This window comes from Vibrio sp. ECSMB14106, from assembly GCF_000972265.1.
Lineage (GTDB): Bacteria > Pseudomonadota > Gammaproteobacteria > Enterobacterales > Vibrionaceae > Vibrio > Vibrio kanaloae.
This window is the reverse complement of sequence record NZ_LAUM01000038.1, coordinates 1-24,471: the sequence shown is the minus strand read 5'-3', so window position 1 is coordinate 24,471 and position 24,471 is coordinate 1. Positions and strand designations below refer to the sequence as shown.

At 42.6% G+C, this 24,471-nt stretch carries 23 protein-coding genes, 1 tRNA gene and 1 other RNA gene; 9 read left to right on the top strand and 16 right to left on the bottom strand.

Annotated features, from left to right (window positions below; genetic code table 11):
* The first annotated feature begins 59 nt into the window (after positions 1-59).
* Complete coding sequence (locus WR49_RS21755) at positions 60-458, top strand: hypothetical protein (RefSeq protein WP_046225069.1); 399 nt, start codon at positions 60-62, stop codon at positions 456-458.
* Between the two features lie 160 nt (positions 459-618).
* Here WR49_RS21755 and WR49_RS21215 read toward each other — a convergent pair whose 3' ends face one another.
* Positions 619-768, bottom strand: coding sequence for a hypothetical protein (locus WR49_RS21215; RefSeq protein ID WP_008220701.1), 150 nt, complete (start codon positions 766-768; stop codon positions 619-621).
* Positions 769-845: 77 nt separating this feature from the next.
* Here WR49_RS21215 and WR49_RS19115 point away from each other — a divergent pair, with 77 nt between their 5' ends.
* Complete coding sequence (locus WR49_RS19115; protein ID WP_046225068.1) at positions 846-1,223, top strand: hypothetical protein; 378 nt, start codon at positions 846-848, stop codon at positions 1,221-1,223.
* A gap of 45 nt (positions 1,224-1,268) precedes the next feature.
* Here WR49_RS19115 and hsdR read toward each other — a convergent pair whose 3' ends face one another.
* The 3 genes from hsdR to WR49_RS19100 all read right to left on the bottom strand — a co-directional run bounded on the left by hsdR (position 1,269) and on the right by WR49_RS19100 (position 5,723).
* Positions 1,269-3,716, bottom strand: a complete 2,448-nt coding sequence (gene hsdR, locus WR49_RS19110; protein WP_046225067.1) for an EcoAI/FtnUII family type I restriction enzme subunit R — start codon at positions 3,714-3,716, stop codon at positions 1,269-1,271.
* 85 nt (positions 3,717-3,801) lie between these two features.
* Positions 3,802-5,184: a DEAD/DEAH box helicase gene (locus WR49_RS19105; protein ID WP_046225066.1), complete on the bottom strand. Its 1,383-nt coding sequence runs from the start codon at positions 5,182-5,184 to the stop codon at positions 3,802-3,804.
* Positions 5,178-5,723, bottom strand: a complete 546-nt coding sequence (locus WR49_RS19100) for a hypothetical protein (RefSeq protein ID WP_046225065.1) — start codon at positions 5,721-5,723, stop codon at positions 5,178-5,180. Before WR49_RS19100 ends, WR49_RS19105 begins: the two co-directional genes overlap by 7 nt.
* Positions 5,724-5,824: 101 nt before the next feature.
* On the opposite strand from WR49_RS19100, the gene WR49_RS19095 reads away from it, so the two are divergent.
* Positions 5,825-6,127: a helix-turn-helix domain-containing protein gene (locus tag WR49_RS19095; RefSeq protein ID WP_046225064.1), complete on the top strand. Its 303-nt coding sequence runs from the start codon at positions 5,825-5,827 to the stop codon at positions 6,125-6,127.
* A gap of 14 nt (positions 6,128-6,141) precedes the next feature.
* On the opposite strand, the gene WR49_RS19090 is transcribed toward WR49_RS19095, so the two are convergent.
* From WR49_RS19090 to WR49_RS19075, 5 genes are all read right to left on the bottom strand, one after another.
* The gene (locus WR49_RS19090; RefSeq protein WP_046225063.1) at positions 6,142-7,209 is read right to left on the bottom strand and encodes a TniB family NTP-binding protein; all 1,068 of its coding nucleotides are present in this window, start codon (positions 7,207-7,209) and stop codon (positions 6,142-6,144) included.
* Positions 7,209-9,071, bottom strand: a complete 1,863-nt coding sequence (locus WR49_RS19085) for a Mu transposase C-terminal domain-containing protein (RefSeq protein WP_046225062.1) — start codon at positions 9,069-9,071, stop codon at positions 7,209-7,211. The genes WR49_RS19090 and WR49_RS19085 overlap by 1 nt, the downstream gene beginning before the upstream one ends.
* Before the next feature lie 3 nt (positions 9,072-9,074).
* Positions 9,075-9,698 (bottom strand): TnsA endonuclease N-terminal domain-containing protein, encoded by a 624-nt coding sequence (locus WR49_RS19080; protein ID WP_046225061.1) that lies wholly within the window; start codon positions 9,696-9,698, stop codon positions 9,075-9,077.
* 119 nt (positions 9,699-9,817) lie between these two features.
* Positions 9,818-9,914: signal recognition particle sRNA small type (gene ffs / locus WR49_RS21210), an RNA gene on the bottom strand.
* A 195-nt stretch (positions 9,915-10,109) separates the two neighbouring features.
* Complete coding sequence (locus tag WR49_RS19075; protein ID WP_046225060.1) at positions 10,110-10,853, bottom strand: hypothetical protein; 744 nt, start codon at positions 10,851-10,853, stop codon at positions 10,110-10,112.
* Positions 10,854-10,904: 51 nt separating this feature from the next.
* Between WR49_RS19075 and WR49_RS19070 the strand changes: the two genes are divergently transcribed.
* Positions 10,905-11,207 (top strand): MGMT family protein, encoded by a 303-nt coding sequence (locus tag WR49_RS19070; RefSeq protein ID WP_017631048.1) that lies wholly within the window; start codon positions 10,905-10,907, stop codon positions 11,205-11,207.
* Positions 11,208-11,282: 75 nt separating this feature from the next.
* On the opposite strand, the gene WR49_RS19065 is transcribed toward WR49_RS19070, so the two are convergent.
* A complete protein-coding gene (locus tag WR49_RS19065) occupies positions 11,283-11,723 on the bottom strand; it encodes a YbaY family lipoprotein (RefSeq protein WP_046225059.1) in 441 nt (146 codons plus the stop codon).
* 168 nt (positions 11,724-11,891) lie between these two features.
* On the opposite strand from WR49_RS19065, the gene tesB reads away from it, so the two are divergent.
* Complete coding sequence (gene tesB, locus WR49_RS19060; RefSeq protein WP_046225083.1) at positions 11,892-12,752, top strand: acyl-CoA thioesterase II; 861 nt, start codon at positions 11,892-11,894, stop codon at positions 12,750-12,752.
* Between the two features lie 105 nt (positions 12,753-12,857).
* Here the strand turns inward: tesB and WR49_RS19055 are convergent, their stop codons facing one another.
* Both WR49_RS19055 and WR49_RS19050 read right to left on the bottom strand, forming a co-directional pair.
* Complete coding sequence (locus WR49_RS19055) at positions 12,858-13,523, bottom strand: hypothetical protein (protein WP_046225058.1); 666 nt, start codon at positions 13,521-13,523, stop codon at positions 12,858-12,860.
* A 137-nt stretch (positions 13,524-13,660) separates the two neighbouring features.
* Complete coding sequence (locus WR49_RS19050) at positions 13,661-14,116, bottom strand: Lrp/AsnC family transcriptional regulator (protein WP_046225057.1); 456 nt, start codon at positions 14,114-14,116, stop codon at positions 13,661-13,663.
* Between the two features lie 145 nt (positions 14,117-14,261).
* On the opposite strand from WR49_RS19050, the gene WR49_RS19045 reads away from it, so the two are divergent.
* Complete coding sequence (locus tag WR49_RS19045; protein WP_046225056.1) at positions 14,262-15,329, top strand: PLP-dependent cysteine synthase family protein; 1,068 nt, start codon at positions 14,262-14,264, stop codon at positions 15,327-15,329.
* A gap of 111 nt (positions 15,330-15,440) precedes the next feature.
* Here WR49_RS19045 and WR49_RS19040 read toward each other — a convergent pair whose 3' ends face one another.
* Both WR49_RS19040 and WR49_RS19035 read right to left on the bottom strand, forming a co-directional pair.
* On the bottom strand, positions 15,441-16,223 hold the full coding sequence (locus WR49_RS19040; protein WP_046225055.1) for a sulfite exporter TauE/SafE family protein: 783 nt from the start codon (positions 16,221-16,223) through the stop codon (positions 15,441-15,443).
* A gap of 20 nt (positions 16,224-16,243) precedes the next feature.
* Positions 16,244-17,116, bottom strand: a complete 873-nt coding sequence (locus WR49_RS19035; RefSeq protein WP_046225054.1) for an NAD(P)-dependent oxidoreductase — start codon at positions 17,114-17,116, stop codon at positions 16,244-16,246.
* 405 nt (positions 17,117-17,521) lie between these two features.
* On the opposite strand from WR49_RS19035, the gene WR49_RS19030 reads away from it, so the two are divergent.
* Complete coding sequence (locus tag WR49_RS19030) at positions 17,522-18,862, top strand: aminotransferase-like domain-containing protein (protein WP_046225053.1); 1,341 nt, start codon at positions 17,522-17,524, stop codon at positions 18,860-18,862.
* Positions 18,863-19,111: 249 nt separating this feature from the next.
* Complete coding sequence (locus tag WR49_RS19025; RefSeq protein ID WP_046225052.1) at positions 19,112-19,435, top strand: DUF1244 domain-containing protein; 324 nt, start codon at positions 19,112-19,114, stop codon at positions 19,433-19,435.
* A 96-nt stretch (positions 19,436-19,531) separates the two neighbouring features.
* Here the strand turns inward: WR49_RS19025 and vexH are convergent, their stop codons facing one another.
* Positions 19,532-22,645, bottom strand: a complete 3,114-nt coding sequence (gene vexH, locus WR49_RS19020; RefSeq protein ID WP_046225051.1) for a vibriobactin export RND transporter permease subunit VexH — start codon at positions 22,643-22,645, stop codon at positions 19,532-19,534.
* Positions 22,645-23,721, bottom strand: a complete 1,077-nt coding sequence (locus WR49_RS19015; protein ID WP_046225050.1) for an efflux RND transporter periplasmic adaptor subunit — start codon at positions 23,719-23,721, stop codon at positions 22,645-22,647. Before WR49_RS19015 ends, vexH begins: the two co-directional genes overlap by 1 nt.
* 565 nt (positions 23,722-24,286) lie before the next feature.
* Here WR49_RS19015 and WR49_RS19010 point away from each other — a divergent pair.
* Positions 24,287-24,371 (top strand) — tRNA-Tyr (locus WR49_RS19010).
* Positions 24,372-24,471 lie beyond the last annotated feature (100 nt).

The window sequence follows — 24,471 nt, the reverse complement described above, 5'->3', positions numbered from 1 at the left end:
TTCATTAATCTATAGCCTGAACTTATAAAATCATAATCATAAATACAGTTGGCTAAATAATGAAAATAGAATGCCCTCGTTGCCAGAAGGACAATGAGATTGAATTTGCAGAAAACATATCGTGTTCAGAGTGTGAGAAGAGTTTTAAAGGGTTTAAGTTCAGCAAGCGAAAGCTCGTTTCTGCTAGCTCCGCTTTACTGGTTGGAGCCCTAGGGGGTTACGCTGTTGAAAGTGGGTTAGACAAAGAAAGGTATCCTCTCGAAGTGGAATACGCGATTGTCGATACTTGCGTGAATTCTAGCAAAAATATGGTGTCGGTAAGTTGGTATGAGAGTAAACGGGAAGCTTGTTTATGCGCATTAGAAAAAACAGAAAATGATGTGGCATATTCAGACTACAAATCAGATCAGGCTATATTTCTTCGCACATTCAAGCAACACGCTAACAGATGCTCATAAAAGGAGAGGCAGCATTATGCTACCCCTCCTTTAATTATTAGCGCTTAGGTGTGTTTCCGCGACCACCGCCCGATGGTTTGCCCGTCGTGCTTGGGTAATTTGGATTCGGCTTAACGCCACCTTTTGGTGTACTTGAAGCTGGTTTATTCATAATGAACTCCTATTTCCCTTGTTTTTGGTTGTGAGCAGCTGCGCGTTGAGCTCGGCCAGCAAAGTCGCCTTTAGGAACTTGCCCGCCGTTTTGTTTTGCGGCATTACCTTGAATGCGAGCAGCGGCTTCTGGTGTCATTGGTGCTTTTGATTTAGTCATGATTTTATCCTTAAAAATATCGTTATTAATGTGTCTTCGCTAAGACCAGGTAATATTAACTAAGGGGTTGGGGAACTATGGGGACAACTACAAAACAAAAGCAAAAACAGATTCAAAATACTTTAGACGCATTAGGTTGGAGCCATCATCGGTTTGCTGATGTACTCTATGAAGAGCTCAATGATAACGACGATTTTAAAGAAACAGACAAAGAGAATATCCGTAAGCTTGGTCAAAACATCAAAAAGCAGCTAAAGCGTGATTCGACGCCCGAAGAGCGCCTTAATAAGTATTTACAAGTACTGTTTGAACACCCTGACTACCAAGCCCTCAACTTAGGCAATATTTTACCTAGATATATTGATCACAACTGCATAAGCGGAATGTTAGCCGATCAGCTTGCACTACTCTCATCTGAACTGGATCTCTCCGATGAAGACAAAAAAGGCCGCTAAATTAGCGGCCTTAAAGGTTTCCGTATCTACACGGTGTGAATATTGTTAAGCAGATTGGTAGATAGCAGCTTCCAGTTCATTAACCGCTTCTAAATATTGCGGTTTGCCACCAAAGCCTTTCTTAATGATTTCTAACGGTCTGCCCATTTCATCGAAAGGTTTCACTTTAAGAACGTGGATGTTTTCGATCTCCTGCACACCTTCATCGGCATACTTATCAAGGAGGTTGTTCAGTACCTGCTGCGCTGTATCACCATATTTAGTGAAGTAGTTACGCTTCTTCACGTTATCGGCACGTTCTTTACGAGTTAAAGCGGGTTGGTCGTAAACGACATGGCAAATCATATCGAATGGGTCCATGTCTTTACCCACTTCGTCTTCTAGTGCTTCCCATAGAATACCTGCTTCGGCTAGCTCATCGATAATGGCTTGCTTGCGGTCAGATTCGTTCCAACGCTTGGTGAACTCATCTAAAGAGGAGAACTGTTTCACCATGGTTTTTCGGGTGTAGTCTTTAAATGACTCGGTCACAAGCTTACCGTCTGAATCGTAATATTGGACACGTTCAGCGAGCGCTTTTACTGGAACTCCATTCACATGGAATTTGCGAACTCGATTCTCATCATCCCAATCGTCTGCACCGCCTGTACTTTCAGGGGAGCTTCCTGAACCTTCGCCATAGGTAGCCTCTGGTTCTTGAATTGAATCAAGATCAATGTCTTCATCACCGAATGGGTTCTCAGCATCGACATCATCAACGCCGTCGATGATGTCATCTAAATCTTCTTCATCTTCGAACTGCTCTGGCGTAGTGACCTTCACGCGTTCTGGTGTTCCGTCGAAGCGTTCATCAGCAAACAGTTCTGTCGCTTTTTTGAAATCCAAGATAGTGAACCAAAGCTTGCCATAACGGTCATCAATACGAGTACCACGACCAATGATTTGCTTAAACTTGGTCATCGATTGAATACCTTGATCAAGTACCACTAGTTTACAGGTTTTTGCATCAACTCCCGTCGTCATTAACTCTGAAGTCGTGGCAATAACAGGGTACTTTTTCTTAGGATTGATGAAGTTGTCTAGCTGATCTTTGCCAATGTCATCATCACCCGTAATTTTCATTACGTATTTATCGTTCTTCTTAACCTGTTCTGGATTCAGGTTTACTAACGCACGGCGCATGCGATCAGCGTGATCGATGTCATTACAGAACACGATGGTTTTGGCCATTGGGTCGGTACGTTTCAGATAGTTGGTGATGGTTTGTGCGACAAGCTCGGTACGCTCATCAATAACCATAGTGCGATCAAAATCTTTTTGGTTGTAGATTCGATCTTCAATAACTTCGCCATTTTTGTCAGTTTGCCCTTTAGTTGGCCTCCAACCTTGGACATCCACATCAATGTCGACACGAACGACCTTATAAGGAGCTAAGAAGCCATCCTCAATACCTTCTTTAAGAGAGTAGGTATAAATTGGGTCGCCAAAGTACTCGATGTTAGATACTTCATCGGTCTCTTTTGGTGTTGCCGTCAAACCGACTTGAGTCGCACTGCTAAAGTATTCAAGAATTTCACGCCAAGCGCTGTCTTCTGAAGCACTACCACGGTGGCACTCGTCAATGATGATTAAGTCAAAGAAGTTAGGGTCGACTTGCTTGTAGGCTTTTTGTTCTTCTTCTGGCCCCGTAAGCGCTTGATAAAGCGCTAGATGAACCTCAAAGGCAGGGTCGACTTTGCGACCTGTAATTTTTGTCATTGCCGTGCCAAACGGCTGAAAATCATTCGTTTTGGTTTGATCGACGAGAATATTTCTATCCGCTAGGAACAGAATTCGCTTCTTGGCTTTGGCTTTCCAAAGTCGCCAGATAATTTGAAATGCGGTGTAGGTTTTACCTGTACCCGTCGCCATGACTAGTAAGGCTCTGTCTTGGCCAGCAGCAACGGCCTCTACTGTTTTGTTGATAGCTTGAAGCTGGTAGTAACGCGGTGATTTACCGCTGCCATCATCATGGTAATCTTGGGTGATAATTGGCAGATGTTCTTCTTTATACCCTTTCCAAGCACAATACTTTTCCCACAACTGCTGAGGTGTTGGGAAATCCTCTAAACGAATTTCCGTTTCAAGTTGAGTTGGGTTGGTTAAGTCTCGGAAAATAAAACCATCACCATTCGATGCAAAAACGAATGGCACCTCTAGCAGGCCAGCGTATACCATGCCTTGTTGCATGCCTTTACCAACTTCATGCTTATTGGCTTTTGCCTCAATCACCGCAAGCGGCATACTAGGCTTATGATAAAGTACGATGTCAGCTGATTTTACTTTCTGACGAGCAGCAGCTTGGCCTCGAACAATCACTTTACCATCGCGCAGTTTCACTTCTTGGCGAATCTGAGTCATATCATCCCACCCTGCCTCTTTAATCGCAGGAAGTATGAATTTGGTAATGATGTCGGTTTCAGATAACTTAGCTTTATTAATGCTGCTGACCATTTGGATTACTCGTAGAGAGACTCAATAGCTAATCAGTATATCGTAAAGCCAATATAAATCCGAGTGCGCATTATTCACGGTGTGATTAAGTGAATGTTGCGATAACTCTTTGTTTAAAATCACCTAAACGTAACTCATCATAACCCTCGAAATCAGAGTGAAAAGCGTTTTGAAGCCCATCGATTTTTGACCAATTTAGTTGAGTTGAGGACTTCCCTGATACCATAATCTTATCGTTCGACAAATCTGTAGGAGTAAAACTCTGCGCCTTATCTGATTCATCAGTCTGTTCATTCGATTTAATAAATAGACACGACTCTGGAATATCCTGCTCAATTCTTTCAGCAAACCCAATCAAACTTTCTTCAGCAAAGGTATACAACCACGCTTCTTGGTTGGGGGAGTCATTGATTCTTAAAATTCGCCCGAGCACTTGCCTAAAATAAAGTTCCGTTTTTACCGAGCTCATATGGCAGCAAACCTGCAGCCTTGGAATATCCGTTCCTTCACTTATCATCCCAACACTCACTATCCACTGAACCGTTGAGTGACGAAAGGACTCAATTTCATGTAACGGATTATCATGATGATAAGTCACTATGCATGCTGATTGATTAAAGTGCTCAACAAGTCGCTTTTGAATGTCTTTAGCGTGCTTAATAGAAGAGGCGACCACCAAGCCTCCAGCACTTGGGGACTCTTCCCTTATCTGCTCTAACTTTTGGCAGCCGCTATTTAGTATGTAATTCATAGCGTCTTCGTTGTGGATGACGCTTTGATAAGAGACATCGGATTGTTTAAGGCAATCAAGAATAGAGGCGAAGTGTTGATTGTCACTGCTAGCCTTAACGCTCAGGTGTTCATTATCGATTAAAACGATTTTAGGGCGGCGGCATACCTTATCTTCAACTGCCTGTTGCAAGCCGTATTGATAATCGCAAACAACCTTGCCTTCAGGATCAGAATACTCAGCCATGACAATAGGTAACCGATCAGAACGCCAAGGAGTGCCCGACAGCGCTAATGTGTAACGGGCAAAACCTTGGATCTTACTGACAATTTCTAGCCCCCATGAATTTGACCGTCCCTCATCATCAAACGAGCAATGATGGATCTCATCAAATACCACTAGTACTCGATACTTACTGACGGTGTTCCATCCGTTTTCATCTAAAAAACGGATGGATTGATAGGTGTAAGAGCCCCCCAGAGAACCCAAACCTCCATTAAAGGAACATTCTAGTTTCCATGAAAAGGTCTTTTGCATCCCTTCTGCAACAGTCAGTGAAGGAGAGAAACACAGCACTAAGTCAATCATGCCTTGTTCAAATAACCGTCTCGCAACCTCGGCGGCCATAACGGTTTTACCCGCTCCAGGAGTCGCTTGGCAGAAGAAGTGTGAATACTTGTTTGAAGTGAATTTCTCGATAGCTTGAGCTGCACACTCGGCTTGCCATGCTCTTAACATTGAGGAGCCTTACTTTGCGCGACTTGCATCCAGTTGGTTAGTGCATTAATTCTGCCTAATAGCTTGGCTGAGCGTTCTCTTGCCGCATTAAATAGCGGCTGCATATCTTGCTTATTGTTTGGGAAACGCATTAACAACGATTGGTATTCCTCAATCTCGCCTAGAGTAATTGCCAACTCGCCTTCATACTGTTTCTTCTCTTGCTCTAATGCATTTAGAGAGCACTCTGGAGTTTGAACATCCATTGAATCGACCTTAGCTTGCCTATTTCTAGCTACTCTAGGCTCAATTCTGAGCGCTTTGAATTCGTTAGTTTGATGGTAGCGTTTGTCTCTACGAGCCCCAATGACAGAAAGCCAGCCTTTCTCCTCAAATGATAGAATTTGCTTATAAACATACTTCCGAGCCTCGACCTTGCTCGGGAAGGTTGAAGCACTGTTTAGCAAAGCATCCCTAGCTTCTGTGACGGAGAAGTTATCCATCCCTTTTTCAATCAATAGGTTAAACATGTGAGGGTTAATTCTGGTTACTTTCTTCATGTGACTCTTACAGGCAATAAAAACTTAGGATTGCTAAGTATACAAAAATCAGTAAAACTTAGACAATCTAAGTTATCTAAAGGTTGAAAAGAAATGTGTAAGTGCAAAAAGACAACCCCATCCCAGCGAGGCTCAAAGCTGCGCGTAAAAAAGCCAAGATCACCCAAAAAGATTTAGGGGTGAAAATTGGTATGGAGCAAAGTTCTGCTAGCGGTCGTATGAATCATTACGAGAAAGGTAGACATGTACCTGATATTGGTACGCTTGAACGTATGGCTGAAGAGTTAGATGTGCCGCTAAACTACTTTTTCTGTAGGAGCGAATTGAGCGCTGAGCTAGCGTGCGCCATTGATAAGATGAGTGATGAAGAGAAGGCGGTGTTGCTGGAGAATCTGAGCAAATAACAATGTGTGTCGTATTACTGAGCTTTTAAAGGTGTCTTACTCAACAACATATGAACTGGTAATAAATCAGTAAATGACCGACCTATTAATCGGTCTTCTTTAAATTGAGCACCTTTGTTGTACGAAGTTTCTGTTTTCAGTTCTACTAGCTTGAGTTCTGTTAACTTACACTCGAAAGGATTCTGTTTCGCATAAGGGTATTTAGTATCGAAACAAGCCGATAATAATGGCTTATCAATCGTATCCTTCGAAGATTGCAATGCGTTGAGTAACGCATCTGCAAGAAAGTGCTTCAGCACACGGCATTCTCCACGGCAGACTGAGAATAAAGGTAATAGAATTTCATCCCCAGTTAAGTTAGGCCGTTTTTCAAACCCCATTCTGCCTGCAAGTCCAGCAACAAAGCTTGCAAAATGCCGTTTCCCTTCTGCATCAGGAATATAACTTTTGTTATCGGCTTCGCTCAGCTTAGAAAGGTGAAAATACCTTAAGTGTCGCTTCCAGCCTAAACGAGAATTCCATTGGTCTTCTTCAGCGAGCATAGTCGCATAAGGCATACCTACCAATACAAATGAAACTTGCGCTTCCTCACTTATCATCTTAAAAGTATTCGCTATTGTTTGTCGTTCATTAGCATCTTTGAATTCCATCAGTTCCTGAACTTCATTAACAATCACAAGCTTCACTTTTTTTTCAATTAAACTTTTGATAACTCCTTGTTCTAACGCTCCTTCCTTGTATGGTCTCCTGCGGCGGCTAGAGGCTCGACTATCTAAGTCAATTAATAATCTTTCTAACGTATTTTGCTCACGAACTTTACTTGGGATGCGAGTTTTTAATACTGGCATTTCAGCCCAGCGGCTCCCCTTAGTAGCAAACCTTGCAACATAATTATCAATCATCGCCGTCTTGCCAACTCCTGTATCTCCCGTTAACAATAGTGACTCTTGCTCCCCTCCAAGAGAGCTGTTCAGTACCATTCGATCAAAGACGTTATAAATTTCCGTTAACTGAGGGTACTCTAAGAAACACTCTCTAAAAGATGTATATTGCTCTATTTGAAGATCACTGAGTATGTTCACTAATACCCCTCTATATCGCTGAGGTCATCACTAGTAGTACCCATATCTATTACTTCTTTTGGTACTTCACTGATAGGTTTAGGTGACGTAGTGACAATGGTGCTAGGCCCTTCACTACCAACACCTCTTTGCTTTGCTATTTTTGAAGCATGAGTGGTTTTAGGAAGTGCCGATTTTTTGGACTTAGAACGACTCATACGTTCTATTGCTTCATCCATAGCCCTATCCAAATACAATGACGCATCGGCTAATGATTCGTCTTGCTCTCCCAAACGGACTTTCAACCTTCTTAAACTGTTAATTCGTTGATGTTCATATAAAGATCGGCCTTTTGTATAACCCGTATGATCGACTGCTGGGACTTTGATGTATCTCTTCTCTTCCTCAAGGTAAACGTAAATCGAGCTGATGTCATTTGGGTCTGTCTTGGTTTTCACATAAGCGCTTTTTCTTGCACGACTAGAAAATTGCTTACCGTACTCTTCCAACTCATCAGATTGGTATTTGAGAGAATGCAATTCAATAGCACCTCTTCTTATAGTACGATGGTTTACAACTCCAAGCTCAATCTTTAATTGCTCTGCTTCCGGGCCTTCACAAAAGATTATCGTTCCTTGCGACTCTGTCCATTTCTGGTAAGGAACTCTCTTGTACCTCGTGTCAGCTTTTTTATGATAAACGTCAATAATCCACTTATGTAACAGCTCGAGAAAATCAGACACATTAATGACAGCGCCTCGCTTCGGGTTATAGTCTTTTAACTGAGTAGGGTTGGTGAAGGTTTTTCCTGGGAAACGACTAAATAGTTTCTTGTAGAAGGTATCAAAAGACTTTTCAACACCAGCTTTTCGCCACGGTTTACCACGTTGATTATATTGAATATCTGTTACTAATGGCTTTAATGCTGACTCTAGGCTATCACTCCAAAACTCCGCACCGTTATCCACTATCAAATTTGTAATTTTTCCGTAGCAAGGCCATTCAGATTTAATGCTTGGGTACTTTTCTTTAACCCAATCCTTCTTAAGAACTGAATTAAGAAAAGCTGCTCGTACTGTCTCGTAACTAGGGTCTCTATAATTGACAGAAAGACCAACAATGCAAGTGGAGTATCTATCATAAAGTATTGTTAAGTGTGGTCTGCCAAGAGGAAGCTCCAAATCATCATCAAGTAAAATCACAGGAGCTGTAGTGTGATCTATTTCTACATATTCCATTGGCCGCGTTGCCGGAATGATTGACCCAACAGTCTTAAACTTATTATCAGCATATCGTTTTCCATAACGAGCTAAAGCAACTTCATAGGGAGGTAGTGCATTTACACGATTGTAAAATGTCCGTTGGGAAATTGGCGCTATTTTAACTTGCTCTAGTTGTCGGTTTTCTTCAATAACTCGATATTTGTAGTACTCATAGGCGGTATTGACCGATACTCGCTCTTTGGTCAGAAACTTGGTTTGAATCGCTTCTGTAACTAAATCAGATGAATCGTTCTTTAGTTTTCTGTTTCCTTTTTTGCTATGCCCAGGAATAAGAGACGCTACATCTTTACCTGACTCGTAATAGAGCTTTTTCCAATCAGCTATCGTTCTGGATGACGGGACCGAAGTTTTCTTCAATAGGGCATACTCTTCCAAGAGCTTATCTAGGTTTTTGGGCGTCCAACCTCCTTTTACGCGCCTTTCCAAATAACGAATTAGATCCAAACGAAACAGTGCCGTCTCTTTGTTTGGCAAGTCACCAAATGCTAATTCAAGATTTTCGTCTTCTGCTAAAAATTCTGTCGAAAGCGTTTTATCATCAGCTACATCATTGTCGAAGCTATTAAATTCATCACTAAAACCAAAGAGATCATCACTCATTGGCTAGCACCAAACAGAATTTTCTAAATCAAATTTTTTCTGATTAAAATCTGTTTGTATTTCACCTGAAGATAGCCAGCACAAAGCAGCTGTTAATGTTTCATCTGGAGAGATTTTAAGTTGGTGTGAAAGATGATGAAGGGTCACGCTTCTATTAGCTTGAACAAACTGAAGTACATGTTTTTGAATATCAGTGATTGTACGAATCCCTGAATAGCCATGGATTAATTTAAGGTTACTAAGTAGAAAACCAGTTCGAATCTGCTTCTCGGTCACTAAGATGAGCTTTTTTCCATACTCAGCTTGAGCGACCAACTGCTTTTCTTTAAACCTTGCTCGAAAATCTGGTTTAAGGATCTGACTTGAATGCTTTACTTCAATCAGAGAAGGCGTATCTATGCTATCGAAAAGCTGAAAGTCTGGTGTGTAGCGGCAGTAGCGCCCATTGAAGTAGTACTCAAACCCATGTGGCTGAGATTCATATCTAACTATTTGAGGATTGTATTCAGCATGAAAACAAAAATCATACTCAAGCATAGACATTGTTCGAACAACTGAGTCATTTTTCAAACTCATGAACTTACAGATGTTGTGTACGTGAGATGACTTCTTGGTTTGGTCGAACATAGCACAAGCACTTTTGTTGTAAACCTACAACAAAAAATAGACCATGAAGACTTAGGGTGCAAATAAGAAAAGAAGCCTGCAATTTATGCGAACATATATTGCAGGCTTCATAAAGGGTGGGAACCCAGCCACATCCCGGCACACAAGTCACTCGCTGCGGCTGCTCCCTTCCAGGCCTGACCGAGTTCACGAGTTATTGTTGCGGGAGGACCAGGCCCCCATAGATTCGATTTCTAAGAGGCTTGCCTCAAAGAGTGATTGGATTATTCAGCATCACAGCAACCATTGCAAGCCCTTACACCTTATTTTTTAACAATTGCTGCTTAAGTGCTTATCCTTTATCCAAACCATTAAAAAATCGCAGGTAAATTCACCATTTACCTACATTTAGGAGCAATGGTTTCTATAGGGCTAGATATCGATGTCTTCGTTATCTTCTGTCCTAATGATGTAATCTGTCATCCATGCGGTAGTCAGCAAGCATAGCCAAACCACAAAAACAGGGCTTGGCACCTCAATACTTGGGGTGACCACCAACACAGCAAACCCTACAGTTGGTAATGTCCAACACAATAACTTATTCCAACGAAAGGTTTTCAAGCGCATTAGAGTTTCCATTGAAGCCATAATGCCGGTAACACATAAGGCAACCAAGGCCGCATAAGGTAAATCGGCTATCCATAATGGCAGTATTAAGCCTAGTGACCACCAGCTGTGTCGGCTAGCAGGCTTAAGATGATTTGCCGCCCACCAAATCACGATGATTGATAAGGTTTGAAGTGTGGTAACCCACGGAACGCCTTCAAGCTTGCCAGCTGATTGCGTGACCATAATTCCGACCTGCAAAGTAGTCACTATCAGGCCAGAAATAATCACGACAGACAAACTACTTCTTCTTGAAAAGACCACCATAAGTAGTGGGAATAGAACCCATGCGCTGACAGAAAGTGTGATTGGCTGTAAAGGAAGGGTTAAACCGTAAGTAGTCATGGAAATAAGCAAAGCTAATCCTGCAATCCCTCCTTGCGGTAAAATCCATAACGCAGGAATAACCATCGCAAGCACTGGGATGTCACCGTCACTTAAACTGATTGCTCTCGCGCAAATAACCGCTAATAATGTTGTAATTAGAAACTGAAATGTCGAAAACACCATAGCTCTCTCCTTCTACCGATCCGTGGTATTAATGAACTAGGAACATTTAGTATGGACCAATTTTTGAGCCAAATCTTTGCTGTGATTCACCAAATCCCATATGGAAAAGTAACAACTTATGGAGACATAGCACGTTTTTCAGGTTTTCCGGGCTATGCGCGGCATGTAGGAAAAGCGCTGGGGAACTTACCAGAAGGAAGCAAACTGCCTTGGTATCGGGTGATCAACAGTAAAGGAGAGATCTCTTTGAAGGGTGATTCGTTTGATCGTCAGAAGAAACATCTGGTTGAAGAAGGGATTGAAGTAAGTGACGCAGGAAAAGTCAAACTCAGAATATACAAATGGCAGCCCTAGAGCTGCCATCAATCGCCGATTCAACAGGCTAAGTTAAGCTAATTAAGATGCCTTAAAAGTGCTATCCACGACTAATTAACGAACACCAACCAAGCGTAGGTCTGCTTGTTGCGTGTTTTCAACGTCTGTAATCACTGACTTAATCGTATCAGTTGTGAAACGCAGTTTGCCGTCAACATGAATCGTTGCGCGCATGTTGTAACGGTGGTTAGGTTGAATTTTGTTGTTATCGTAGCTCAGTTCAAATGCGAACGGTACTTGCTTACCGTCAGTGGTGAATTCTTGAGTTGCGATAACCGTTGATGGCGCATCAGCCAGTGAAATATCTTCTAGCGTTACGGTCACCACTGCATTCTCAGGCAATGCAATTCTTTCGCGATAACTTACTGTTCCTGAAATTACTTGAGCGCTGTCTGCAACCACTCCCTGAGAAGTGTTGGTTTCTGATGTTGCTTGGCAGCCAACAAGTAGACCAAATGATACTAAAGATGTAATAAGAATTAGAGCCTTTTTCATATTCAATTTCTCTCAACATGTTTACCGGATTCGGCAAATCTACACACCGATTATAAGAGAGCTTTTATATTCTGTCTTGAAACCCTATGATTTATTGACAGATATCTGACTAAGCTAAATGATTAGCATCATAATCTGACACTCATTTTACGAAGAGGAATGCTGGCGATGAGTCAACCTTTACAAGAATTACTAAGTTTACTTCAGCTAGAGAAACTGGAAGAAGGTTTATTCCGTGGGCAAAGTGAGAACCTCGGTCTGCCTCAGGTTTACGGTGGTCAGGTACTGGGACAAGCACTTTCCGCTGCTCGCTATACCGTTCAAGACGACCGTAGCGTTCACTCGTTCCACAGCTATTTTCTATTCCCCGGCGATCCTGAAAAACCCATTATTTATGATGTTGAGAACCTAAGAGATGGACGCAGCTTCAGCACGCGCCGAGTTAAAGCGATTCAAAATGGCCGCCCAATTTTCTATCTCACGGCTTCTTACCATGGCGATGCTCCAGGCTTTGAACATCAAAATGAAATGCCAAGCATCCCAGGGCCAGAGAACTATGCATCGGAAACCGAGTTAGCGAGCCACATTGCTGAATTTCTACCAAAGAAGCTACGCAAAACCTTTTGTGGCGAAAAACCAATTGAGATGCGCCCTGTAACGGTCGTGAATCCACTCAACCCTAAGAAGACAGATGCGAAACAGTACCTTTGGGTAAGAGCAAATGGCGCAGTGCCAAACAACCAATTGATTCACCAATACTTGCTTGCTTACGCATCTGATTGGGGATTCTTGGTGACAGCGCTTCACCCTCATGAAGTTTCTATCATGACGCCGAACTTCCAAGTCGCGACGATTGACCATTCAATTTGGTTCCACCGCCCATTTAAGATGGATGAATGGCTTCTTTATGCAATTGAAAGCCCGACGGCGGCGAACACTCGTGGCTTAGTTCGCGGCGAAATCTTTAATCAGAAAGGTGAGCTCGTAGCGACAGCCGTTCAAGAAGGTGTGATGCGCTTTACTAAATAGCGATCAAACGTTGTTTTAAAAGCCACAATAAAAGAGAGGCCAAGTTTAATACCTAGCCTCTCTTTTTAATTCTAGCGATAAGTCATTACATAGAGTTCGTAACCCCTACTCAACCTCTAACGTAGGTTCGAATTCGCTTTGTACTCGCGTTTTGATGCCGTCTCCAGCGTCTCGCAGTAAATTAAATGGCGATAGCACTACGCCTTTCACCGCTCCTTCTGCTGCACCTTGAGCCAATGCTTTACTCTTATCGGCTAGCAAATTGGCTTGATCTAAAATACCCGGCACTTCGGCTCTCAGCATTTCAGATTCAGCAATCACCACCGGAATCGTTTGTTCGCGGTAAGACTTACTTTCAGCCAGCATAGGTGGCATTACGTCTACTCGGTATCGTTTCAACTCAGTCAATGTTGACGGAATCACATCCATTCTTACCTGCTCCACTTCCGTTCGAACGTTTTTCACTTCATCTAAAATGGACGGGATTTTACTGTCGACCGATGAAACAGTCTGATTCACTTTCTCGGCGGTTCTTCTTACATCTTCAACAGTATCTAACACGTGCGGGGCAAGTTCATCGATATGCTCAGCAAACGCTAACCACTCTTCGACTTTCAGGCCCTTAGTCAATACTGATAAATCTTCGATGACTTTAGGGTAAGTATCCACAATTTCACCGACTTTATTAGTAAACGAATAGATAGTGTAACCCAAGTAAAAAATGGCGACAGCTAACACCAGCTGGATAGCGGTAGATACTTTTGTAAACATGGAAAATCCTTTTCTTTATCTCGTCGAAGCGATGTCTAAGCTTAAATTATATCTAACCAGAAACTAATTAACCGAAACTATGTATGACTCATAAGGTCGCGAATAAGGTCAGCTAAACAAAGTTGTTCTAAGATGCATTACAACGGCAGTGCTGTTGTGTACTTTAATGGCTCCATGGCAAACGTCGAGGTCACATTGGAAATGCCATCAATACTGTTAACCAATCGTTTGTAGAAGTCATCAAAGCACTTCATGTCTTTAACCTGCACCTTCATCATATAATCATATTCGCCAGCCATGCGATAGAACTCCATCACTTCTGGAAATTCCGACACAGTAGTCACAAAACGACCATACCACTCATGAGAATGATCACTGGTTTTCACCAATACGAACGCGGTAAAGGAAAGATCCAGTTTTTCCGGGTTTAGCAGCGCGACTCTTTTCTCAATGATGCCGTTCTCTTCGAGGCGCTTAAGCCTTTTCCAACAAGGCGTTGTGGTGAGGTTGACCGCTTCAGAAATATCGTTCAATGACAGCGTACTGTCTTCTTGCAGTAATCCTAATATCTTTTTATCTACGGCATCAATCATATTTTCACCAAACGGCATTTAAGAGAAAAATTTTCTACAATTTAAACAAAACAAAGCAAATATGGCAAAGTTTTTCTCCGGGATTATCGCTAAATTAGGACCATACAAATTCTAAAAATTCCTACAAAAAATCAAGAGAACGCCTATGTGTACTGACCACCAATGGATTAACAATGCAATTCAAAAAATTGAAGCTGACTACCAACGTTCAGCGGATACGCACCTTATCAAACTCGATTTACCAAGTATCGAAGGCATTGACATTTATCTCAAAGATGAAAGTACACACCCAACGGGATCATTGAAGCATCGTTTAGCGCGATCTCTATTCTTATATGCTATCTGTAATGGTTGGGTTGGCCCAGAAACAACGATCATTGAATCTTCGTCAGGCAGTACAGCAGTGTCTGAAGCGTACTTTGCTCGACTACTTGGCCTGCCGTTTATTGCGGTAATGCCAAAATGCACAGCAAAGAGGAAAATAGAGCAGATTGAATTCTACGGCGGTCAAGCGCATCTTGTCGATCGGTCTGATCAAATCTATGCTGAGTCTCATCGTTTAGCTGAAGAACTCAATGGTCACTACATGGACCAATTTACTTACGCTGAACGTGCAACTGACTGGCGTGGTAACAACAACATCGCGAACTCGATTTTCAATCAAATGCAGATGGAAGATCACCCAGTTCCAACTTGGTTGGTAATGAGCCCAGGAACAGGCGGAACTTCAGCGACTATTGGCCGTTTTATTCGCTACCAACAACATGAAACTAAACTTTGTGTTGTTGACCCTGAAAACTCGGTCTTCCACGAATACTTCCAAACAGGCAACGCGGACGTAAAAGGCAGTACATTCAGCAAGATAGAAGGTATTGGTCGCCCACGTGCAGAACCAAGCTTCATTCCTGGTGTGGTTGACGAAATGCGTAAAATCCCAGACGCAGCAAGCATCGCAACCACACATTGGTTGTCTGACATTCTTGGCCGCAAGGTTGGCGCATCAACGGGTACAAACATGTACGGTGTGCTTCAGCTAGCCAGTGAAATGAAAGCGCGTGGCGAAAAAGGTTCTATTGTAACTTTGCTATGTGACAGCGGTGAGCGCTACCTAGATACTTACTTCAATGGCGAATGGGTAAACCTGAATATCGGTGACCTGCAACCTTATACAGCGAAGCTAGAAGCTTTCTCGCAAACGGGCGAGATCGTTTAAGGGCGATAGTACGTACCTGTTACAAAATAAAAAAGAGCCCTTAATGGTGATGCCGTTCACTCTTAAGTGAACGGCATTAGTTTCATTGTGTAGACTTTTGTTGGCTAGTTTTTAGAGCAGGAATTTATAACCTAGCGAAATCATCAGTAGACTGAGTGAGACTGATATGGTCCGTTGAATCAGTTTGGCACCATACTTCATGGCCGATGAACTCCCGACATGGTTACCAAGTAAATTCATTGCTGCTAAAGGTATTGCCAGCATATATAGGACATTACCTGCAATCATAAATGCGAATAATGCGCCTATGTTGGAAGAAAAGTTAAACAGCTTTGAAGTCGCTGATGCCGAAACTAAATCGAATCTAAGTAAGTAATGTAAGGCTAGAATTAAAAAGCTACCTGTACCTGGACCGAAAAATCCGTCATAAAAACCAATGACAAATACAGCGGCTGGAACGCCAAATAAAATGACTTGTTTGTTGATTGGATCTGAATTTTCTTCATTACGATTCTTCTTAGGAATGAAAGATAAAATAATTCCGAACGGAAGCATAAAAAGAATGATTTTTCCGATTGTATCAGGGTCAAAGTAAAGGATCGCTTGTGCACCCGCATACGCACCGATGAGGCCGGCTGGGATACCAGTTGCCGCTGCGGTCCAAATTACTTTCTTATTTCGAACAAAGTTTCGAATAGCTGCGATAGTACCTAATGTACTGACAATTTTTTCTTGCCCCAGAGCTAATTGAGGTGGCAATCCTGCAAGGACAAAAGATGGCACTAAGATTAATCCTCCACCGCCTGCTACTGAGTCAATGAACCCGGCCGCAAAGGCCGATACCATTAATGCTATTAGTATTAAAAGTGTAATGTCGTTACCGAAGAGTTCCATACTGAAAATTCCTGTCGAAGTTATCGCTCGTAGATTTTGAAAAGTACAGAGGTATCCATGCGACCAAAACCTTGCTGCTGTAGAGTTTGATATTCACTGTCTACTTTTTCTGTTAGCGGAAGCGTAACACCCATCTTATTAGCTTCATTAAGGCAAATGCTGAGATCTTTGTGCATCCAGTCAATAGCAAAACCAAAATCGAACTTATCTTGCGACATAGTCACGGCTCTATTCTCCATTTGCCACGAACCTGCGGCACCATACTTTAATACATCAACTAATTGGTTAATATTGAGATCTGCTTTTTTTGCCAGAAGGAGACCTTCGCTTAGCCCTTTTAATACACCTGCAATACAGATTTGATTAACCATCTTACTGCGCTGTCCCTGGCCATTTTTACCCATTAAAGTCGATTGCTTAGCATAGCTTTTCATCACGGGCTCTACGCGATCAAAAACAGTTTGTTCACCACCACACATAATTGTCAGAGCTGCATTTTCAGCTCCTGCCTGACCACCTGATACTGGAGCATCGATAAACGAAATATTCTTTTCCATACATGCTCTGGCCAATTCCTCTGCAAGCTCTGCAGATGTTGTCGTGTGGTCAACCAAAACAGAGCCTGTAACCATACTTGCGAGTACACCGTCTTCTCCATATACAACACTTCTTACGTCGTCATCATTCCCTACGCATAAAAACACAATGTCACAGTTAGTCGCAGCTAACCCTGGAGTTGGCTGGTATTCACCAGAAAATTCTTGCGCCCATAATTTTGCTTTGCTTTCTGTACGATTAAACACTTTGGTCTTGTACCCTGCTTTTGCAAGATGACCCGCCATTGGAAAACCCATTACACCTAAACCAATAAAAGCGACGTTGTTTGATTTCATTTTATTTTCCTTAATCTTTTCCAATATGTTGAAATTCTGGGAAGGCTGGAACGATACGCTCTAATGTACTCATCCCAAACAGGCGAGCTAACCAGCGGTCTGAACCATCCGATCTGGATTTAAAACCTTCACGGCTATGTAAAAGCCGTTGGTTCTTAATTATCAGTAATGTACTTCTTGAACACTTTATTTTTTAAGTGTCCCTACCTTTTCTTTTAGAATTTATTAAGCCTAATCTGATGTTGTCATAGCTCACATTGAGTTATATCAATATCACTTCAATACAGATTATTTCCAAAATTGAACTATGTCAATGTGAGGTTTTGTTTTTATTTAAAAGAATAAAAACTAAAAAGACATATGTTATAATCGATTAAAAATCAGGATTGTCCGGGGAGGCACCTTGTGAGCAATAGTAAATTCATTCGTATCGCAGAAGTTATAGAGCAGAAAATTGAAACAGGTGAGTTCCCACCAAGCTCAAAACTACCCACTCATCGATTACTTGCAAGGGAGCTAGGCACTACGCCCGCAACCGTTGCAAAAGCTTATAAGTTGCTTAATGACAAAGGATGCTTGGAGTCATTTATTGGACGCGGTACGTTCGTTCGAGCTAACTCAGAACTTGATAAAGCCATCCAAGCTCCCGATAAAGAAGAAAACTATAACTTCTCTATACTTCAACCTTGTCTAGAAAGAAATGTACCTGCGTTGAAAAATGCCTACCGGCAATCAGCGGATTTACTGACCTCTGACGTTGTTGGATATGTTGAGCATTCAGGGCATGACGATCATAGAGCGGCTGGTGTTAAATGGGCGGAAAAATACGGCTTAGAGGGAGCAAACAGCGAGAATATGTTGCTGACGAATGGTGCTCAACACGCTTTGTCTTTACTCATTGATGCTTTAACAAAGCCTGGGGATACTATTCTAGTCGAACGACTTACCTATCCAGGCATCCTGGCCATTGTAAACATGTCAGACCGTCATGTAATTGGTGTCGATCTTGATGAATATGGTTTATGTCCAAAAGCTTTGGCGAGTGAAATTGATGCACACCAAGCCGCCATGGTGATAACTGTTCCTAGCCATCAGAACCCAACAGGGCTCTCAATGCCTGAATCCCGAAAAAAAGAAATAGCACAAGTTATTAACGATAAGAGAGTTTGGTTAGTTGAAGATGATATTTATTGCTTTTTAGATGATGAACCAATACCTCCAATAGCTAATTTTGCTCCAGATTATACGTTCCACATTTCAGCACTATCTAAAGCTATCAGCCCTGCTATGCGTTGTGGTTACCTAAAAGCCCCTGAAAGTCAGATAACAGCTCTTAATGCTAATATTAGAACTAACATTTGGCTTGCGTCTCCAATTAATTTTATTGCAGCGACTTTGTTGATTGAATCCGGTGATGCTTTTCGGTTAGCGGATCAACAAAGAGAAGTTGCGAATGAAAGGCAGAAGATGGTGAGGGAGATTTTTACTTCTATAGAGTTCACGGCGTCTGGATATCATATTTGGTTACCACTACCTGCTCATTGGCAGCCAGATCGATTTGCTATGGAAGCCAAAAACCGAGGTGTAATAGTTACTAGCGGTAGTTACTTCTGCGCAAATAATGAAAGTACGCCACATGTCAGATTATCTTTGATGTCTATTGGGAATGAGGCTCGATTGAGAGATGGCTTGAATCAGCTCCAACTACTATTGGACTCTGACATTAATAGCTTTTTCCCATATTAAGGAATCGAACAAATGGTTTTGAAGTAACTAAGGCGTAAATTAGCTTGGTGGAAGCCTACCCTTTTGCATCGCCACCATACCAGTAAACACAAGCTCTCCACATTATGATAAAACCTCAACACAATTGAATCATCAGTAAAACAGAGGCAAATATCGTTACCAGAGTTGATGAGTCGAGTCTTTGCATCAATAACCTAGCAATGTAGACTCAATACTCATAGACAATAAAACTCATAAAAGGAAGAGATTGTGGCGCAATTTAAATATAAACAACTAACCCAAGAAGAACAAGATAAGCTGGATGCTGCAGCATTTCGTCGACTATTGGCGCATTTAGACTCTAATAAAGAGGTCGCTAATATAGACTTAATGATTTTAGCGGGTTTCTGCCGAAATTGTTTTAGCAAATGGTATGCTGCTGAAGCTGAATCTATAGGCGCTGACCTGAATTTAGACGACGCCCGAGAACGTGTCTATGGGATGACATATGACGAATGGAAGCGTAACCATCAACCAAAAGCGACTCCAGAGCAATTAAAAGCATTTGAAGCTAGCCAGGCAAAAAAGAAATAAAGTTTCGATACTATAAAAGCCTGCTATTCGCTAGGAGCAAACGCAGGCTTTTCTGTAGTGTTACATTATTCCGTGTTCATTAACCGTGCGTACTCATTAACCGTGACTACTTCTTCCCACGTTATCATGACTAAGCTCTTTATTAAGCTCCGCTTCCACGTGACCCGGAGAACGTGTTGAGCCAGAAATCAGGCGATACATCGCAGGGATAACGAACAGAGTAACTAAGGTCGCAAAGCCCATACCAAAGAAAATAACTGTACCCACAGCGACTCGGCTTTCATAGCCAGCACCTGTCGAGATAATCAATGGAATCGCACCTGCTAGCGTCGTAAACGCCGTCATTAAGATTGGGCGCAAACGTCGCGCTGAAGCATCGATGATCGCCTTTTCAAACTCAATACCACGGTCACGTAGTTGGTTAGCAAACTCCACGATCAAAATACCGTTCTTAGTCACCATACCGATCAACATAATCATACCAATCTGGCTGTACACGTTGAGCCCTTGGTCCATCAGCACCAAACCTAAGAAGCCACCAAAGATACCCATAGGTACGGTGAACATCACCACCAGTGGGTTAATGAAGCTCTCAAACTGCGCGGCCAATACCAAATACGCCACTAACATAGCTAATGCAAACACAATTAAGATACTTGACTGGTTCTCTTTGAAGTCTTTTGATTCGCCCGAGTAGCTCACTGATATGTCACCCGGTAGCTGCTCAATCGCTTGTTGATCAAGGAAACCCAGAGCATCACCCAGCGTGTAACCTTCCATTAGGTTCGCTTTAATGGTCACCGATTTCTGCTTGTTGTAGTGCGACAAACGAATCGACGATGCCACTTCTTCAATGTGCGTTAGCGTATCGAGCGTCACTAGCTCGCCAGACTGAGTTCGCATGTAAATTTGGCTCAAGTCATTCGCATTGTTAAAACTATTCTCATCACCACGTAGGTAAACATCATACTCTTCACCGCGTTCAACAAACGTTGTTTCACTCTTACCACCAAGCATGATTTCTAATGTATCTGAAATGTCTAAGACGCTCACACCCAGCTCTGCTGCACGCTGTTTGTCTACCGTAACCAATAACTCTGGTGTTTTTTCAGAGTAATCGATATCCGCACCTTCCATCATTGGAGAGTCTTCAGCCGCTTGCTTTAGTATTTCGCCCCACTTTTGTAATTCCGAGTAATCAGAGCCGCCCAACACAAACTGTACTGGCTCACTAGAGCCGCCTTGGAAACCTGGCATGAACGGGAATACACGCACATCAGGAATACCATTCAAAGATTTTCGAACTTCGTTCAATGCTTCTTGCGCCGTCACATTTCGCTCGTCCCAATCTTCTAGGATCATGATAACGAAACCTGTTTGGTCACCCGCATTTCCCCCAAACGCTGGTGATTGAATGCTGAATGATTTCAAGAAACCTTGACCAAGCAACGGCATTAAGCGCTCTTCAACAATGTCCATGTTGGCAGACATACGGTTGTAACTGGTTGCATCAGCACCACGAACAAACGCAAAGATAACGCCACGGTCTTCTTGTGGAGTTAGTTGTGAAGGCACTTGTTGCATCAAGCCATAACTGCCGCCCATGCAAGCGATAATGATGATTGGAGCAGCCCAACGCCAGTTTAGCGCGCGGCGCAATACCGCTTTGTATCCAGCTTCTAGCTTGCCAAACACACGTTCTACAAATCGATTGAAGCGGTTTGGTTTTACATTTGCTTTTAGAATCTTACTGCCAAGAACTGGCGTTAGCGTTAATGCCACCACAGATGAGAAGATCACCGACATCGCCAACAATACCGAGAACTCAGTAAACAGAAGGCCTACCATGCCATCCATAAACGAGATCGGTAGGAACACCATGACCAGAACTAGCGTGGTTGCGATTACCGCAAAGCCTACTTCACGCGTGCCTTTATAAGCGGCAAGCAGTGGCGATTCGCCGCGTTCAATGTGGTGGAAAATGTTCTCTACTACCACTATCGCGTCATCTACCACCAGGCCGATAGACAGGATCAGTGCCATCAAGGTAATCAGGTTTATAGAGAAGCCGAAGTAGTACGCCGCAATAAACGACGAGATCAAAGAAACAGGAACAGTTACCGCAGGGATCAGGGTCGCACGTGCTTGGCCAATAAAGATGTAAAGCACAAGGATAACCAAGCCCCCCGTGATAAAAAGCGTGCTGTAAACCTCTGAAATCGAACGGTCGATAAACACCGTTGAGTCATAATCGACAGCAAGACGAGTACCATCAGGCAAGAATTTTTGAATTGCTTCGACTTCTTTATGGACTAAGTCAGCAACCTCAAGTGGGTTCGCATCTGACTGAGGTACAATGCCCATACTGACGTTAACCACGCCATCACTTTTAAAGGTTGAGTTTTCATTTTCTGCGCCAATGTAAACATCAGCCACGTCTTTCAAGTAGATAGGTGTGTTATCTGAAGCTCGTTTTACTACTAAGTATTCAAAATCTTTTGCTTGGGTATACGAACGAGCAGTGCGAACCGACATCACAATTGCATCGTTACGCACTTCACCACCAGGGCTTTCAATGTTCTCACTGTTTAACGCCGATGTAATATCAGAAGCAGTTACGCCACGTCCCGCCATCTCAGCAGGTTTCAGCTTCACGTACATTACTTTGTACAAGCCGCCAGAAATATCCACTGAACTCACACCAGAGATCAAACTAAAGCGATCAATCAACACACGCTCGGTGTAATCGGTTAACTGCGTTCGGTCCATCTCGGTTGAGCTGAGGTTGATGTAAACCGACGCTTCACCACTACCATTGTTCTTATAGACAATTGGATCGTCGGCTTCATCAGGTAACGATCGCTGTGCTCGAGCTACTGCATCACGCACATCACTCACACCGGTATTTAGATCATAACCCAACTCAAAGGTGATCGTGATTCGTGACGAGCCGTTTCGGGTAGTCGACTCAATTTCATCGATACCGCTAATGCCGGAGAGCTGGTCTTCAAGATTAGAAGTAATCTGGCTCTCAATGATGGTGGCTGATGCCCCTTCATATCGAGTACTAATCGATACTACCGGGCTTTCAATATCTGGCATCTCACGAACCGCGAGCTTATTGAAAGAGACAATACCAAACACAACCAATAGTAGGCTCAATACGACGGCCGCTACTGGTCTCTTTACAGAAACATCAGATAACAACATTAGTTAGCGCCTTCTTGTGTTGCTGTATTACCATCAAGATTAGCTGAGTGATTAACGGCGAGTTCTTGAACCAACACGCCATCGCGCATATTCACGATGCCTTGCACCACAATCTTCTGACCAATCTCGATACCTTTATCAATCACGACTTCGTTATCAATACGCGCGCCCAAGAACACTTCTGTTCGAGTTGCCTTGTTATCTTCGCCAATCACGTAAACAAAACGTTTCGTACCAGAGTATTCCAATGCTTGAACCGGGATAATCGGTGCTTCAACTGGTGGGAAGTCCATATTAGCTGCCACTAACATACCCGGTTTCAAGTAATCATTGTTGTTATCAAAGTGGATTCGAACTCGTAAATTCAAGGTTTCAGCGTTAATACGAGAATCAATGCCTACTACTGTACCAGTGAACTGAGTATCACCCCATGCACTGGTGCGAGCCGTTACTGTCATGCCTTTAGACAATTTAGAAAGGTAACGCTCAGGAATTTGGAGATCTAGCTGCATGACAGATAGATCATCTAAGGTCACAAGTTCAGTACCAGATGTCACCATTTTACCGCGGCTAAAGTCAATAAAGCCGACGGTACCAGAGAAGGGAGCACTGATATGAAGATCTTTAAGATTGGCATTTGCGGCAGCCAATCGAGCATTCGCAATCTCAACATTGGTTTTCTGCGCATCAATTTCAGTTTGCGTAATCGCGTTACGTTTTACTAATCGTTGAAATTCCGCCAGCTTACGTTGCTCATCTTTTAGGTACGCTTGCGCCTCTGCAACCGCGGCTTTGGCTTTGTCGTCATCTAATTGGACCAACATCTGTCCTTTAGTGACATCTTGATTAGCTTTAATGTTGATAGAGTCAACCCTACCCGCTACTTCAGAAGTAATAATCACAGATTGCTCGGCTTCTAACTTACCAACCAAAGAAAGAGACTGGCTGACTTGATGGACATCGACCTGTTCAGTAACAACAGTGACAGCGCTTGGTCCCATCAGTTTTGCTAGTGTGGTTGGAGACGCCATAACAATCGACAAGATAAAGAGGGGTAAAACAGATTTACGCTTCATAATAATGGTCTGCAAGTAAGGTTATACCAATCACAGTGAGCAAGTGGTCAGAAATAGCGCAGGAAAAAGGCTTGAGAACAAGGCAGCTCTTTTCAACTGATAGCTACGATAAGTAGTTATTCTACAATCAAAAATTCTAACGCCGTTATCGAGCATTTTAACAAGCTAGGATGACACCTTGATTTACTACGATTGGTATTATTATCTATAAATGAAATTAACCGTATTCTATCAACTGATGAATGTTATAACGTCAAGAAGTGTAAATCTAAATTAAATTCCATTTACGTTTCATCACGTTTTGGACACATAGAACACAATACAGAAAGCCAATCACCTCAAGATGTTACCTATTAATACGTAAACCTTAGTACAGATGTTCACTTCCCGAGCAATATGCGTACTTTTCGCCATCTTTGCCCAAAAAGGCAGCATTCAACACAAAACCGTAAGAAAAACTCTTTACAGGTTTAACGTGTTTGCTATGATGCGCTCCGCACTTGAGAGATGCGTTGGGAAAAACATCTCTTTAGCCTATCCATTATGAGTTAGGAAAAAACACCCTGGAGGGGTTCCCGAGTGGCCAAAGGGAGCAGACTGTAAATCTGCCGGCTCCGCCTTCGATGGTTCGAATCCGTCTCCCTCCACCATATTTCTTCTTACCTCTTTCGAGAGTTAAGAGAACAACCTGATTGATGGGTTTATGGGAAAACATCAATTTAGGCTTACTTTGTGAAGAGTAAGACACAC

Bases quoted from the DNA above. Each gene is read 5' to 3' on its own strand.
- hsdR (WP_046225067.1), bottom strand. From the start codon at position 3,716: ATGGTCAGCAGCATTAATAAAGCTAAGTTATCTGAAACCGACATCATT.
- WR49_RS19035 (WP_046225054.1), bottom strand. From the start codon at position 17,116: ATGAAATCAAACAACGTCGCTTTTATTGGTTTAGGTGTAATGGGTTTT.
- WR49_RS19045 (WP_046225056.1), top strand. From the start codon at position 14,262: ATGTGTACTGACCACCAATGGATTAACAATGCAATTCAAAAAATTGAA.
- WR49_RS19075 (WP_046225060.1), bottom strand. From the start codon at position 10,853: ATGGTGTTTTCGACATTTCAGTTTCTAATTACAACATTATTAGCGGTT.
- WR49_RS19080 (WP_046225061.1), bottom strand. From the start codon at position 9,698: ATGTTCGACCAAACCAAGAAGTCATCTCACGTACACAACATCTGTAAG.
- WR49_RS19065 (WP_046225059.1), bottom strand. From the start codon at position 11,723: ATGAAAAAGGCTCTAATTCTTATTACATCTTTAGTATCATTTGGTCTA.
- WR49_RS19100 (WP_046225065.1), bottom strand. From the start codon at position 5,723: ATGAAGAAAGTAACCAGAATTAACCCTCACATGTTTAACCTATTGATT.
- WR49_RS19015 (WP_046225050.1), bottom strand. From the start codon at position 23,721: ATGAAGCGTAAATCTGTTTTACCCCTCTTTATCTTGTCGATTGTTATG.
- WR49_RS19115 (WP_046225068.1), top strand. From the start codon at position 846: ATGGGGACAACTACAAAACAAAAGCAAAAACAGATTCAAAATACTTTA.
- WR49_RS19055 (WP_046225058.1), bottom strand. From the start codon at position 13,523: ATGTTTACAAAAGTATCTACCGCTATCCAGCTGGTGTTAGCTGTCGCC.
- tesB (WP_046225083.1), top strand. From the start codon at position 11,892: ATGAGTCAACCTTTACAAGAATTACTAAGTTTACTTCAGCTAGAGAAA.
- WR49_RS19050 (WP_046225057.1), bottom strand. From the start codon at position 14,116: ATGATTGATGCCGTAGATAAAAAGATATTAGGATTACTGCAAGAAGAC.
- WR49_RS19040 (WP_046225055.1), bottom strand. From the start codon at position 16,223: ATGGAACTCTTCGGTAACGACATTACACTTTTAATACTAATAGCATTA.
- WR49_RS19070 (WP_017631048.1), top strand. From the start codon at position 10,905: ATGGACCAATTTTTGAGCCAAATCTTTGCTGTGATTCACCAAATCCCA.
- WR49_RS19085 (WP_046225062.1), bottom strand. From the start codon at position 9,071: ATGAGTGATGATCTCTTTGGTTTTAGTGATGAATTTAATAGCTTCGAC.
- WR49_RS19105 (WP_046225066.1), bottom strand. From the start codon at position 5,184: ATGTTAAGAGCATGGCAAGCCGAGTGTGCAGCTCAAGCTATCGAGAAA.
- vexH (WP_046225051.1), bottom strand. From the start codon at position 22,645: ATGTTGTTATCTGATGTTTCTGTAAAGAGACCAGTAGCGGCCGTCGTA.
- WR49_RS21755 (WP_046225069.1), top strand. From the start codon at position 60: ATGAAAATAGAATGCCCTCGTTGCCAGAAGGACAATGAGATTGAATTT.
- WR49_RS21215 (WP_008220701.1), bottom strand. From the start codon at position 768: ATGACTAAATCAAAAGCACCAATGACACCAGAAGCCGCTGCTCGCATT.